The following is a 12490-nucleotide window of genomic DNA, read 5'->3' as shown; positions in this document are numbered from 1 at the left end:
TCGCACGATGAAACGCCGCACCCTGCTCAAGTCCCTGTCCGCGCTGGCGCTGCCCGCGATGGCGGGCAACCTGTGGGCCGCACCGGCCGGTAAATCCCGGCTGCTGTTCGTCTTCATGCGCGGCGGCTACGACGCCGCCAGCCTGCTGGTACCGATCTCCAGCCAGTTCTACTACCAGTCGCGCCCCAACATCGCCGTGCCCAAGCCCAGCGCCGAACTCAATTCCGCCCTGCCCATCGACAGCGACTGGGGCCTGCATCCCGCCCTGCGCGACAGCATCTACCCGCTGTTCACGTCCGGGCAGGCGGCGTTCGTGCCGTTCGCCGGCACCGAGGACATCTCGCGCAGCCACTTCGAAACCCAGGACAGCATCGAGCTCGGACAAGCGCTGGACCGCACGCGCGACTACCGCTCCGGCTTCCTCAACCGGCTGGCGCAGACGCTGAGCGCCGACCGGGCCAGCGCCATCTCCTTCACCGACCAGCTGCCGCTGATCATGCAGGGCGGCGTGCAGCTGCCGAACATGGCGCTGCGTTCCATCGCCAAGCCCTCGGTCGACGCGCGCCAGGCCAAGCTGATCGCCGCCATGTACGACGGCACGCCGCTGTCGCAGCCGGTGCGCGACGGCTTCGCGGTGCGCGAGGACGTGATGAAGGAAATGATCGGCGAGATGGACGCGGCCAACCGCAACGCCATCACCGCCAAGGGCTTCGAACTGGAGGCGCGCCGCATCGCCAAACTGATGAAGGACAAATACAACATCGGCTTCGTCGACGTCGGCGGCTGGGACACCCACGTCGGCCAGGGCGGCGCCACCGGCTACCTGGCCGGCCGGCTGGACGAACTGGGACGCGGCCTGGCCGGCTTCGCGCAGGAGATGGGGCCGGACTGGAAGGACACGGTGGTGATCGTGGTCAGCGAATTCGGACGCACCTTCCGCGAGAACGGCAACCGCGGCACCGACCACGGACACGGCTCGGTGTACTGGGTGCTGGGCGGCGGCGTCCAGGGCGGCAAGGTGCGCGGCGAGCAGATACGCGTGGAGCAGGCCACGCTGTTCCAGAACCGCGACTACCCGGTGCTCAACGAATACCGCGCCATGTTCGGCGGCCTGCTGGCGCGCATGTACGGCCTCAATGCCGGACAGGTCGAACATATCTTCGGCACCAGGGGGCGCGACATCGGGCTGGTATGATGGAGGCTTCACGCAGGACGCTGCCATCACGAAGGTAAAAATTGAACGACCAAGCCGCACCGTCACAAGCCAACTACTTCCTCCGGCACTGGCGGGGCGAACTCACCCTCCCCGTCTCTTATTGGCTCAACGGCTCGCTGCTCCTCACCGGCGCCACGCTGCTTTCCTCGGCCATCCTCGCGGCCATGGGCAATGCGTCGCTGCAGTCCATCGCGATCGCCAGCATTGTCCAGCATCTGTTTGCGCTGTCGCTATGGGTGTGGTCCTCGGTCGGGATCTGGCGCTCCGCCGGCAGGCACGCCACGCGCGGGGGCTCCCGGGGCTGGGCGATCGCGGCGCGCATCGTGGTCGTACTCGGCACCATCGCCACCGTCTCAAGGCTGTTCGGCTCCATCGCCCCGCAGCTGCACGAACTCGGGCTGATCGCGACAGGCCAGGACCCGCTTGGCGTCATCCAGGTCAGTGCTTCGCCCGACGGCAAGGCGATCATCCTGCAGGGCACCTTGGGAGAAGGCTCCGCCGCCGTCGCGATCAAGGCCATGGACGCCGCGCCGAACGCCAAAATCCTCGTGCTTAATTCGAACGGCGGCAGGTTGCGCGAAGCGCGATTGTTGATGGAAGCGGTCGGCGAACGGCACCTGAACACCTACGTCGAGAACCGCTGCGTCAGCGCCTGCACCTATATTTTCCTGGCCGGCCAGGACCGCGCGGCGACACCGAACGCGCAGATCGGCTTTCACCAGCCCAGCTTTGCGGGCGGAGATCCGCAGACACAGACGCTCGCCACCGAAGCGATGACCGCGGTCTACCGCAAGGCGGGGCTGCCCGAGGACTTCCTGCGCCACATCGCGCGCACGCCGGCCGAAAGCATGTGGTATCCGAGCCGCGACGAAATGATCGCCGCCAACGTCCTGACCCGCGTGTCGCTGGGCGGCGAAGGCGGCTACGCGCTGGCCGGCCTGAAGACCAGGGCCGAGCTGCTGCTGACATTGAAGGAGATGCCGCTGCTGCAGGCATACGACCGTCGTTTCCCGGGCATCCTCAACGAGATGGCCGACAAAGCCTGGGCCGTCAAGACAGCCGGCGGCACCGACAAGGATATACAAAACGCCACGCGGGCGGTGGCGTCGCAAACCATCCCGCGCCTGCTGCAAAGCGCGGACGACACCACCCTGCTCGATTTCGGGAAGCTGATGTTCGATGAATTGAACGCCGCGCGCGACGTCAGCGATGAGGCCTGCGCGCGTCTGCTAAACGGCAAGCTCGATATCACGGCGACGCTGCCGGCCGCTGTGATCGCGCACGAAAAATCGTTCCTGATGAATGCTTTGTCCGCGCCGCCCGGCGCGCAGGCCGGCAAGCCGGTTTCCGCAGAGGCGCGCCAGGTGCTGGCCGGCGTCGCGTCCCGATTGACGCCGGAACAGCTCAAGGTCATGTCGGATATCGAGGCCCACAAAGACCAGGCCACGGTCTACTGCGACGCGGTGCAGTCGCTGAACCGCGGCGTGATGTCGCTGCCGCCGGCGCAGCGCGCGATGGCGCTGCAAGCCATGTATCAGGACACTACGCCGCGCTGACGAGGCGCCGCTGCAAACGCTCCAACGCGCGCATGAACAGCGCCGGATCGCCGGCGGCGCGCGCCAGCACCAGCGCACCCTGGATGGCGCCGACCGTGTCCTCGGCCAGCGCCTGCGCGGTGTCGGCGTCGCGGCCGGCGCGCTCCAGCGCATCGGCCAGCGCCGCCACCCACTCGGCGAAGTAGCCCTGCACCTTGAGCGTGAAACGGTCGCGCTCATGCCCCAGCGCGAACACGCCCACCAGGCACACCTTGCGGCCCGACTCGAAGTAACGGCCGACCGCGACGAACATCCGCTCTATCCCCTGCGCCGCGTCGTCGGCGGTGCGCAGCGGCTGGAACACCTGCTCGCGGAACCAGCCGTCGATCTCGGCCAGCACGGCGTCCGCCATCTCGTCTTTACCGCCGGGGAAAAAGTTATAGATGCTGCCCTTGCCAAGCCTGGTGCCCTCGGAGATACGGGTCAGGCTCGCGCCCTCGAAGCCGTAGGTCCGGAACACTTCCGCCAGCAGCGGGATCACATCGCCGCGTTCAACCGTCGTTCTTGCCATGTCTGCTTTCTTTTTTAGAATCCGAATTCGCTCAAGCCCGGATGATCGGCCGGACGCGGGCCGTTCAGGTCCCAGTGGAACTTGCGGTCGGCCGCCGCGATCGGCGCTTCGTTGATGCTGGCCAGGCGGTGGCGCATCAACCCGTCTTCGGCGAATTCCCAGTTCTCGTTGCCGTAGGCGCGATACCACTGGCCGGAGTCGTCATGGTATTCGTACGCGAAGCGAACCGCAATGCGGTTGCCCTCATACGCCCACAATTCCTTGATCAGGCGGTATTCGAGTTCGCGCGTCCATTTGCGTGTCAGCAGGCCGACGATGGCGGCGCGGCCGGTGACGAATTCGGCGCGGTTGCGCCAGCGGCAGTCCTCGGTGTAGGCCAGCGAGACCTTTTCCGGATTGCGGGTGTTCCAGCCGTCTTCGGCCAGGCGGACTTTCAGGATCGCGGTTTCAAGGGTGAACGGAGGGAGGGGTGGACGTGTCATTTCGATTACCTTTTCATGTAGTTTGTACCGAACGGTACAAACGAAGTTTAGTCCCGACCCTCAGCGATTGCAAGCGGTTTTTTTCGCGGCATTTCTACGGCAAACCGAACGCCTTGCCGCGCACCTCGGAATACACGGCGTCGAACACCCGCAGATGATCGAGCGCCGGCACCGGGCCGGAAGCGATCGGATCGCCCAGCCGCTGGACCTGGCCCGCCGCGCCGCGATACGCCGGCCAGCGTGGCAGACCGCGCCCGTTCGGATCGCCGGTGGCGGCGAAATTGACCCAGTAGCCCGACATCGCCGCCGCCAGCTTGCGGTCGGCGGCGCGCCACTTCCAGGGGGCCTGGCCCAGATGGTCGAACATGTACCAGAGTTCCGCGTAGTGGCTGGCACCCCAGCCGGCATGGACCGAATCGGCCGGGAACGGCGGGCGATGGACGAAGCTGTAGTAGTACACCGGGCCGCGCCCCGCCTGCGCCAGCCTCGCCCACGCCCACATGTCCCAGCCAAAGCGCAGGTCGCGCTCCAGCCCCAGGCGGCCCTCGCGCGCCTCGGCGTCGGTGGCGTGCGGATAGGCCGCCAGCAGCGCCGGCGGCAAGGCGCCGACACTGGCGGCGATGCCAGCCTCGAAAGTGTCGGCGCGCACCGCCGCCAGATCGACCAGCGCCCGCGCCTCCTCGGCGTTTGAGCCCAGCAGCAAAGGCACATCGCGATAGCGTCCCTGCACATAAGCCTCGTACGGCGACAGCGGCAGCACATGCGGTTCGATCACGGGATGGGTGACGGCGCCCGCCCCCGCGCCCTTCAGGCGCCCGGCCGGCAGCCTGCGCATCGCCTCGACGGTGTCGGCGCCGAGCGACGCCATGTAGCTGGCGCCATCGCGCTCGGCGTTGGCCAGCAGGTAGCCGGGCGCCAGCTGCAACGGCTCGAAGATGCCGCCGCTCTGCGCGATGGCGCGCTGGAACAGGCCCTGCGCGCGCGGAGAGACCAGCAGCGCGCTGACGGCCATCGCGCCGGCCGACTGTCCGGCGATGGTCACGCGGCGCGGGTCGCCGCCGAAGGCCGCGATGTTACGCCGCACCCATTCGAGCGCCGCGATCTGGTCCATCAGGCCGTAGTTGCCCGATGTGTGCTGGGGCGACTCGGCGCTCAGCGCCGGATGGGCCAGGAAGCCCAGCGCACCAAGGCGGTAGGCGATCGTCACCACCAGCACGCCCTTGCGGGCCAGGCGGTCGCCGTGATACAGCGGCATCGACGCCGAACCGTTGGCGTAGCCGCCGCCGTGGATCCAGACGATCACCGGCAGGCGCCGGCCGGCACGGCGCGGCGGCGCCCACAGATTGAGGTACAGGCAATCCTCGCTGACCTCCGGCGGAGTCTCGCCCGGCATCGACACGCCCTGCTGCATGCACGCCGGGGCGAAGCTGCCGGCATCGCGCACGCCCCGCCATGCCGGCACCGGCTGCGGCGGGCGCCAGCGCCACTGCCCCACCGGCGGCAGCGCGAACGGAACGCCGCGATACAGGTCCAGGCCACCTTCCCTGCGCCCCGCCAGCGCGCCGTCCGCGGTGATCACCGGCGCCGCATGCACGCAGCACCAAGCCGGCAACAGCAACGCCAGACACCATCTCAAAACGATTATCATCATGTCCGCTCCCAGGCGATTAGTCAGCGGCCAGTGTGGCTTGCCGACGCCGCCCGGGCCAGACCGGCTGGTCACTTTTCCTCACGGCCCATCCCATTTTCGCCGGCGGTGAACGCTGCTAGAATCGTCCGCATGACGATCTCCGCCCATCCCGCCCCGTCCCCGGCCCGCTGGTCCGCCTGGCTGCTGCCACACGCCTGGGTGGCGCTGTACTGGCTGGCCTTCCTGCTGGTGCTCGAACCCGGCAACATCCAGCGCGCCAGCCAGGCCGGCCAGGTCCTCAGCCTGCCGCATGAGACGATCCGCATCCTGGTGGCGTCCCTGCTGGGTGCGACGGTCACCTCGGCGGTGCAGGTGCTGACCGGGCGCTTCCCGCTGCATGGTCCGGGACGCGGGCGCCATCTGCTGATCCACGCGGCCGGCGCCGCCGGCCTGGCGCTGGCGCTGGTGCTGGCCTCCTGCCTGCTGGCGGCGTGGGTATTCGCGGGCCGCTGGCTGCCGTCCTGGGACGAAATCCGGGACCAACTGGTGGGCAATTTCACGCTGCTGATGTTTGCGCTGGCCGCGCTGATCGCGCTGGTCCACGCGAACCTGCAGCGCAAGGCGCCGGCCGCGACGCCGGCCCGGCCCGATGCGCCGGCGCCCGTTCGCGGCCCGCTGCCCGCGCTGACCCACGTGGAAGTCAAACGGCGCGGCCAACTCATCTCGCTGCCGCTGTCCGAGGTGGACTGGATCGAATCGCAGGGCAATTACGTGGCGCTGCACGTCGGCCAGGAACAGCACCTGCTGCGCGACACCGTGTCGCGCTTCGCGGAACGACTCGACAGCCGCCGGTTCCTGCGCATCCATCGTGGCGTGATCGTGGCGGTGGACCGCGTCCGCGCGGTCGAGCCGCTGACCAACAGCGACACCCTGCTGCACCTGACACGCGGCGGCCCGCTGCGCGCCAGCCGCAGCTACGCCGCCGCCGTCCGGGAGCTCGCCGCCCAACTTTGTCGCGAGCCGGTCATAAAACGGAGTTAGCATAACTGCATTCCAATTTAACAACGGAGCAGTCATGCACATTCCCACCCTGCTGGCCGTGGCGCTGAGCGCCGCCGCGTTGGTCCCGGCCCACGCCGCCGATGGCTGGACGCTCGCCGGCGTCGACAACTTCTACATGCACACGCCGACGCCCGATTCCTTCACCGGCCTGTATCGCAGCCAGGGCATGGCCACCGACGGCAAGCAATGGTTCTTCTCGTGGCAGTACGGCCTGGAACGCGCCAACGACAACTTCGACTCCCTGCAGCGCAACTCCTCGCTCACGCTGGCCGGCGGCCTCAAACCCGGCATCCCGACGGCGCTGCTGGCGCAGGGCCTGAACCACATCGGCGACATCGATTATCACAACGGCGTGATCTACGCGTCGCTCGACTCCACGGCCGGCTACACCAAGCCGCACGTGGCGCTGTTCAACGCCTCGGACCTGAGCTACACCGGCCAGACCTATGCGCTGGGCGGCACGCCGGCCAATCCGGACAAGGACCTGGCCAGCTGGGTCGCGGTGGACGCCAAGCGCGGCGTCGGCTACGGCAAGGAATGGCAGAACGGGAACACCATCAACGTCTACAACCTGGACGACTGGAGCTTCAGCCACACGATCACGCTGGCCGCGCCGCTGTCGCGCATCCAGGGCGCGAAGGTGATCGGCGACTGGCTGTATATGGCCTCGGACAACGACACGCAATCGATCTACCGCAGCAACCTGCTGACCGGCGCGGTGGAGGAAGTGCTACGGCTGCCGCAGCCTTCGGGCGACTTCGAGATGGAAGGCCTGGCGCTGCGCGAAGGCACCAACGGCGCGCTGGACATGTACATCGAACAGGTGGTCGATCCGGACCGCAGCAATCAGTCGCTGACCAATCCCAACCTGCACCTGGCGCTGTACCACTATCAACTGGCGCCGGTGCCGGAACCGGCCACGTACGCGATGCTGCTGGCCGGCGCCGGCCTGCTGGCCATGCGCCGCCGGCGCGCGGGCAAGGCTTAGGCGAACAACTCCCGGCCCAGCTGCCGGCCGCTGTCGGTCAGCAGCACGGTGCCGGCGACGCCGCCCTCCTCCAGCCTCACCTCGACCCAGCCGGCATCGGCCAGCAGCGTCAGTTGGCGCCGCAGCACCGACATCGGACGCTCCGATTGCTTGCTCAATTTGGCGAGCGTGCATGGCTTGTCCGGCCACTCCGCGTTGATGCGCCACAGCGCTTCCAGCACGCCCACCAGCGCGGCCATCACCTCTTCATCCATACGACACACCCTTCAAGCGCAACCGCGCAATTCTGCACTATACTCCGCTCAACAAGATTGACTGGACCAAGGCATGCAGAAGACAAAACCCGAAGGACGCATCGAACCCTATCACCACGCGGCCGCCGGCTGGGGCGCGGTGAAGCAGGTGGCGATCAACCTGGTGCGCGAGAAGGTCGCCGGCGGCAATTACAAGACGCTGCTCAAACAAAACCAGCCGGACGGTTTCGATTGTCCCGGCTGCGCCTGGCCGGACCGCGAACACGCCTCCACCTTCGAATTCTGCGAGAACGGCGTCAAGGCCGTGGCGGCCGAAGCCACCAGCAAGCGCGTACGCCCCGACTTCTTCGCCGCCCACACCGTCACCGAACTGCTGGCGCAATCGGACTACCAGCTCGAACAGCACGGCCGCCTGACCGACCCGATGGTCTACGACAGCGCCAGCGACAAATACCTGCCCATCGCCTGGGACGATGCCTTCGCACTGATCGCCCGCCACCTGAAGGCGCTGCCCGATCCGAACCAGGCCACGTTCTACGTCTCCGGCCGCACCGGCAACGAGGCGGCCTTCCTGTTCCAGCTGTTCGTGCGGATGTACGGCACCAACAACTTCCCCGACTGCTCGAACATGTGCCACGAGCCGACCAGCCGCGGCCTGCCGGGCACCGTCGGTGTCGGCAAGGGCACGGTGACGCTGGAGGACTTCGAGCACGCCGACACGCTGCTGATCTTCGGCCAGAACCCGGCCACCAACCATCCGCGCATGCTGGGCGAGCTGCGCGACTGCGCCAGGCGCGGCGCCACGATCGTCTCCATCAACCCGCTGCGCGAGCGCGGGCTTGAGCGCTTCACCAGCCCCTCGCACCCGATGGAGATGCTGACCAACGCCAGCACGGAAATCAGCAGCATGTTCGTGCAGCCCAAGCTGGGCGGCGACTTCGCGCTGATCAAGGCGATCGCCAAGCGCCTGGTGGAACGCGACGACGCGGCGTTGGCCGCCGGCCAGGCCAGCATGCTGGACCGCGACTTCATCGCCGCCCACACCACCGGCTACGAGGCCTTCGAGCAGGACCTGCGCGCCCAGGATTGGGACCAGCTGCTGGCCGAATCGGGCGTGCCGCGCGTGCAGGTCGAGGCGCTGGCGGAGGTCTACATCAAGGGCAAGCGGGTCATCAGCACCTGGGGCATGGGCCTGACCCAGCACAAGGGCGCGGTGGCGACGATCCAGATGCTGTCCAACCTGATGATGATGCGCGGGAATATCGGCCGCCTCGGCGCCGGCCTGTGCCCGGTGCGCGGCCACTCCAACGTGCAGGGCGACCGCACCATGGGCATCGAGGAGAAGCCCACCAAGGCCTTCCTCGACCGCTTGCAGAAGGTGTTCGCGTTCGAGCCGCCGCGCGCGCACGGCTACGACACGGTGGAAAGCATCCAGGCCATGTTGGACGGGAAGGTGAAAGTCTTCTTCGGCATGGGCGGCAACTTCGCCATGGCCACGCCGGACACGCCGCTGACCTTGGCCGCGCTGCGCGCCTGCGACCTGACGGTGCACGTGGCCACCAAACTGAATCGCAGCCATCTGGTGCACGGCAAGGACGCGCTGATCCTGCCGACACTGGGCCGCACCGAGATCGACATGCAGGCCGGCGTGCCGCAGGGCGTGACGGTGGAGGATTCCATGAGCATGGTCCACCTGTCCTACGGCATGAACACGCCGGCCTCGGACAAACTGCTGTCCGAGACCATGATCACCGCCCGCATGGCGCACGCCACGCTGGGCAGCGGCAAGGTGAACTGGCTGGCGTTGGGCGGCGACTACGCCCGCATCCGCGACGCCATCGAACAGGTCTTCGACGACTTCCACGACTTCAACGCGCGCGTGGCCAAGCCGGGCGGCTTCCACCTGCGGGTGGCCTCGCGCGAGCGCGAATGGCGCACCGCCAGCGGCAAGGCGCAGTTCGTGCCGCACGCGGTCGACACCGACACGCCCATCCACCGCGCCCGCGCCCTGCACGGCGAGCGCTTGATGACGCTGATGACGGCCCGTTCGCACGACCAGTACAACACCACCATCTACGGCATGGACGACCGCTATCGCGGCGTGTTCGGCCTGCGCCGCGTGGTGTTCATCCACCGCGCCGACCTGGAGCTGCTGGGCATGCGCAACGGCCAGTGGGTGGACATCGTCAGCGTGTGGGACGACGGCGTCGAGCGCCGCGCCGAGCGCTTCCTGCTGGTGGAATACGACATCCCGCGCGGCTGCCTGGGCTCCTACTTCCCGGAGACGAACGGCCTGGTCCCGCTGCACAGCACCGCCGACGGCGCCGGCACGCCGACCTCGAAATCGATCCCGGTGCTGCTGCAGCTGTCGGCCGAACAGGCGTCGGCGGAATAGCTAGGTATATTCGACACAGCCGTCCTGGCGGCAGAAGCTCACCAGCTTGACGCCCGCTTCGACGGCGACATCGATCGCCAGCGTGCTGGGGGCGGAGATGGTCGCCAGCATCGGGATGTGCATGCGCGCCGCCTTGCGCACCAGCTCATAACTGGCGCGGCTGGACATGAAGACAAAGCCGCGCCGCATGTCCACGCCGTCGCGCGCCAGGTGGCCGATCAGCTTATCGAGCGCGTTGTGGCGGCCCACGTCCTCGCACACGCGCAGCACCGCGCCGGCGGCGTCGCACCATGCGGCGGCGTGCACCCCGCCGGTGGCCTGCATCAGCTCCTGGTGCTTGCCCAGTTCCGCCGCCGCGCGGGCGATGGCCGGCGGCAGCGTGTCCGCATCGTGCAGCGCCGCCGCGCCGATGGGCGCGGGCCGCAGATCGAGCTGCTCCAGGCTCTCGACGCCGCACACGCCGCAACCGCTGCGGCCCGCCATCGAGCGCCGCTGCTGCTTGAGCTGCATGAATTCTTCCTGGGCGATGGTGAGGGCAACCTCGAAGCTGCGCGCATGTTCGCGCAGTTCGATATCGAATACGTCGGCGGCCTTGCCGACCAGGCCCTCGGTAAGCGCGAAGCCGAGCGCGAACGCTTCCAGCTCGCGCGGGGTGACCATCATGACGGCATGCGAGATGCCATTGAAGACCAGCGCCACCGGCATTTCCTCGGCAACGCGGTCGGTGCCGCGAGCGGCGTCCTGCGGCGCGGTGCCGCGCCGGCGCAGCACGGAGCGCTCCTGCAATCCAGATCGTTCCGTCTCTGTCTCAAACTTCATCCCTGCCCCGCTGAATAAGCACAACGGCTTATTCTACACGGGGAGGGAACATATCACGCGGCGAGTGGTTCGCCGGCCACGCCGTAGTGGCGTGCGTAGCGGCCGTCCAGGTTCGCCAGCGGCAGCAGCAGGAACAGGTCGGCGCTTTCGAAATCAGGATCCCATGCCGGTTCGCCGCAGATCCAGGCGCCCGAACGCACGTAGCCCTTCAACAGCGGCGGCACTTGCGGCTTCTGCGCGGCTTCCAGTTTCGAGAACGGGAACGGCAGGTGCGGGGTAACGCGGTATTCGGACGGCGCCAGATGGGCGCCGACCAGCGACTGGTAGACGGCGACCGCATTGTGGCCGCCATCGGCCAGGCTAATGCTGGCGCAGCCGGCCAGGTAGTCGCAGTTCTCGCGGCGCATGTATTCGGCCAGGCCGGACCACAGCAGCATGATGACGCTGCCGCCACGGTAGTCCGGATGGATGCAGGCGCGGCCCGCTTCCACCATGCGGCCACGCAGGTTGTTCAGGCGGCCCAGGTCGAACTCGCCCTCGGAGTAGACGCGACCCAGCTTGCGGGCGCGCGCGGCGCTCAGCAGGCGGTAGGTGCCCACCACCTTGAGCGTGCTCGAATCGCGCACGATCAGGTGATCGCAGTGTTCGTCGAATTCGTCGCTGTCCAGGCCATCCTCGCGGACCAGCGAACTCAATCCCATCGTTTCGATGAACACCTTGTAGCGCAAGCGCTGCACTTCGCGCAGCTCTTCCGGTGTGCTTGCCATACTGAGTACCAGCTTACCGGACGCTGCTCGGACGTCGGCTTGTATGATCGAAGTTTGCATGCTTCATCCTTTCTGTGGGAGACGAAGCAAGCGTAACGGTCGAATACTTCAGGAAAATGACAAGGTGGTGTCAGTTCCGTGACATGGGCCGAAGTGTTGTTTTTTATTTAGTCTTTTTTTGGACGGCCGGTCTTCAGTTGCGGCAGGCCGGACAACACATTTTGCAGCGTGGCAAGGTCGATCTGGCTGATCAGGGCGACGCCGATGCGCAGCAGTTCGCTCTTTTTGATCTCGAAACCGGCTTTCAGGCAGGCTTTCTTGACCTGGCCGAGGACCGCGTATTCCGCTTCCGGCATGGTGAAGCTGTCGCGCACCAGCTTTTCCTTGCGGGTTTTTTCCTTGACGGCGTCCACCGGGGCCGGCTTGGCCACCACTGCCTTCGGCGCGGCCTTGACGGCTGCCTTAGGCGCTGGCTTGGCGGCGGCCTTGGGTGCTGCCTTGGCGGCGGCTTTAGGCGCGGCCTTAGGGGCTGCTTTAGGCGCGGCCTTGACGGCTGGCTTGGCGGCGGCCTTGGGGGCGGCTTTCGCGGCGGCCGGCTTGGCTGCCACGGGCTTCACGGCGGCCTTGGCCACCGGCTTGGCGGCAGCCTTGGCGGCTGGTTTCACGGCCGGTTTCTTCGGCAGCGCGGGGGCTTTCCCATTCAGGAGGCCATTGACGGTTTTATTCATACCAACTCCATTTTTTATTCAACAATATAAACAATATATATCA

12 protein-coding genes are annotated in these 12490 nt (G+C 67.2%); 5 read left to right on the top strand and 7 right to left on the bottom strand.

Translation table 11 applies throughout. The features are described 5' to 3' along the window. The first annotated feature begins 7 nt into the window (after window positions 1-7). Both HUX88_RS10795 and HUX88_RS10790 read left to right on the top strand, forming a co-directional pair. Entirely contained in the window at window positions 8-1195 is a 1188-nt protein-coding gene (locus HUX88_RS10795) for a DUF1501 domain-containing protein (protein ID WP_117009786.1), read from the top strand. 41 nt (window positions 1196-1236) lie between these two features. Next, on the top strand, window positions 1237-2772 hold the full coding sequence (locus HUX88_RS10790) for a hypothetical protein (protein ID WP_176361771.1): 1536 nt from the start codon (window positions 1237-1239) through the stop codon (window positions 2770-2772). On the opposite strand, the gene HUX88_RS10785 is transcribed toward HUX88_RS10790, so the two are convergent. The 3 genes from HUX88_RS10785 to HUX88_RS10775 form a co-directional block, all read right to left on the bottom strand. Beyond that, on the bottom strand, window positions 2759-3322 hold the full coding sequence (locus HUX88_RS10785) for a TetR/AcrR family transcriptional regulator (protein ID WP_176361770.1): 564 nt from the start codon (window positions 3320-3322) through the stop codon (window positions 2759-2761). The genes HUX88_RS10790 and HUX88_RS10785 overlap by 14 nt on opposite strands. A gap of 14 nt (window positions 3323-3336) precedes the next feature. Next, a complete protein-coding gene (locus HUX88_RS10780) occupies window positions 3337-3804 on the bottom strand; it encodes a nuclear transport factor 2 family protein (protein WP_176361769.1) in 468 nt (155 codons plus the stop codon). A gap of 94 nt (window positions 3805-3898) precedes the next feature. Then, entirely contained in the window at window positions 3899-5455 is a 1557-nt protein-coding gene (locus HUX88_RS10775; RefSeq protein WP_176361768.1) for a carboxylesterase/lipase family protein, read from the bottom strand. A gap of 129 nt (window positions 5456-5584) precedes the next feature. Between HUX88_RS10775 and HUX88_RS10770 the strand changes: the two genes are divergently transcribed. Both HUX88_RS10770 and HUX88_RS10765 read left to right on the top strand, forming a co-directional pair. Continuing rightward, window positions 5585-6475, top strand: a complete 891-nt coding sequence (locus HUX88_RS10770; protein ID WP_176361767.1) for a LytTR family DNA-binding domain-containing protein — start codon at window positions 5585-5587, stop codon at window positions 6473-6475. Window positions 6476-6509: 34 nt separating this feature from the next. Beyond that, a complete protein-coding gene (locus HUX88_RS10765; protein WP_176361766.1) occupies window positions 6510-7484 on the top strand; it encodes a PEP-CTERM sorting domain-containing protein in 975 nt (324 codons plus the stop codon). On the opposite strand, the gene HUX88_RS10760 is transcribed toward HUX88_RS10765, so the two are convergent. Further along, complete coding sequence (locus tag HUX88_RS10760; protein WP_117009780.1) at window positions 7481-7738, bottom strand: ArsR family transcriptional regulator; 258 nt, start codon at window positions 7736-7738, stop codon at window positions 7481-7483. The genes HUX88_RS10765 and HUX88_RS10760 overlap by 4 nt on opposite strands. Window positions 7739-7811: 73 nt before the next feature. Between HUX88_RS10760 and HUX88_RS10755 the strand changes: the two genes are divergently transcribed. Beyond that, entirely contained in the window at window positions 7812-10133 is a 2322-nt protein-coding gene (locus tag HUX88_RS10755) for an FdhF/YdeP family oxidoreductase (RefSeq protein ID WP_176361765.1), read from the top strand. On the opposite strand, the gene fdhD is transcribed toward HUX88_RS10755, so the two are convergent. The 3 genes from fdhD to HUX88_RS10740 all read right to left on the bottom strand — a co-directional run bounded on the left by fdhD (window position 10134) and on the right by HUX88_RS10740 (window position 12447). Continuing rightward, window positions 10134-10952 carry a formate dehydrogenase accessory sulfurtransferase FdhD gene (fdhD, locus tag HUX88_RS10750; protein WP_176361764.1) on the bottom strand — a complete coding sequence of 273 codons (819 nt, stop codon included), beginning with the start codon at window positions 10950-10952 and terminating at the stop codon, window positions 10134-10136. Window positions 10953-11005: 53 nt separating this feature from the next. After that, window positions 11006-11779: a GNAT family N-acetyltransferase gene (locus HUX88_RS10745; protein WP_176361763.1), complete on the bottom strand. Its 774-nt coding sequence runs from the start codon at window positions 11777-11779 to the stop codon at window positions 11006-11008. 107 nt (window positions 11780-11886) lie between these two features. Continuing rightward, a complete protein-coding gene (locus tag HUX88_RS10740; protein ID WP_176361762.1) occupies window positions 11887-12447 on the bottom strand; it encodes a hypothetical protein in 561 nt (186 codons plus the stop codon). Between the last annotated feature and the right edge of the window lie 43 nt (window positions 12448-12490).

The sequence above is a fragment of the Duganella sp. BJB1802 genome (assembly GCF_013369445.1).
Taxonomy (GTDB): domain Bacteria; phylum Pseudomonadota; class Gammaproteobacteria; order Burkholderiales; family Burkholderiaceae_D; genus Rugamonas; species Rugamonas vulcania_A.
This window is presented reverse-complemented; position numbering and strand designations above follow the sequence as displayed.

What these genes read in the sequence shown, in the direction of transcription:
- HUX88_RS10795 (WP_117009786.1), top strand. Translation starts at nt 8, where the DNA reads ATGAAACGCCGCACCCTGCTCAAGTCCCTGTCCGCGCTGGCGCTGCCC.
- HUX88_RS10785 (WP_176361770.1), bottom strand. Translation starts at nt 3,322, where the DNA reads ATGGCAAGAACGACGGTTGAACGCGGCGATGTGATCCCGCTGCTGGCG.
- HUX88_RS10780 (WP_176361769.1), bottom strand. Translation starts at nt 3,804, where the DNA reads ATGACACGTCCACCCCTCCCTCCGTTCACCCTTGAAACCGCGATCCTG.
- HUX88_RS10775 (WP_176361768.1), bottom strand. Translation starts at nt 5,455, where the DNA reads ATGATGATAATCGTTTTGAGATGGTGTCTGGCGTTGCTGTTGCCGGCT.
- HUX88_RS10770 (WP_176361767.1), top strand. Translation starts at nt 5,585, where the DNA reads ATGACGATCTCCGCCCATCCCGCCCCGTCCCCGGCCCGCTGGTCCGCC.
- HUX88_RS10765 (WP_176361766.1), top strand. Translation starts at nt 6,510, where the DNA reads ATGCACATTCCCACCCTGCTGGCCGTGGCGCTGAGCGCCGCCGCGTTG.
- HUX88_RS10760 (WP_117009780.1), bottom strand. Translation starts at nt 7,738, where the DNA reads ATGGATGAAGAGGTGATGGCCGCGCTGGTGGGCGTGCTGGAAGCGCTG.
- HUX88_RS10755 (WP_176361765.1), top strand. Translation starts at nt 7,812, where the DNA reads ATGCAGAAGACAAAACCCGAAGGACGCATCGAACCCTATCACCACGCG.
- fdhD (WP_176361764.1), bottom strand. Translation starts at nt 10,952, where the DNA reads ATGAAGTTTGAGACAGAGACGGAACGATCTGGATTGCAGGAGCGCTCC.
- HUX88_RS10745 (WP_176361763.1), bottom strand. Translation starts at nt 11,779, where the DNA reads ATGCAAACTTCGATCATACAAGCCGACGTCCGAGCAGCGTCCGGTAAG.
- HUX88_RS10740 (WP_176361762.1), bottom strand. Translation starts at nt 12,447, where the DNA reads ATGAATAAAACCGTCAATGGCCTCCTGAATGGGAAAGCCCCCGCGCTG.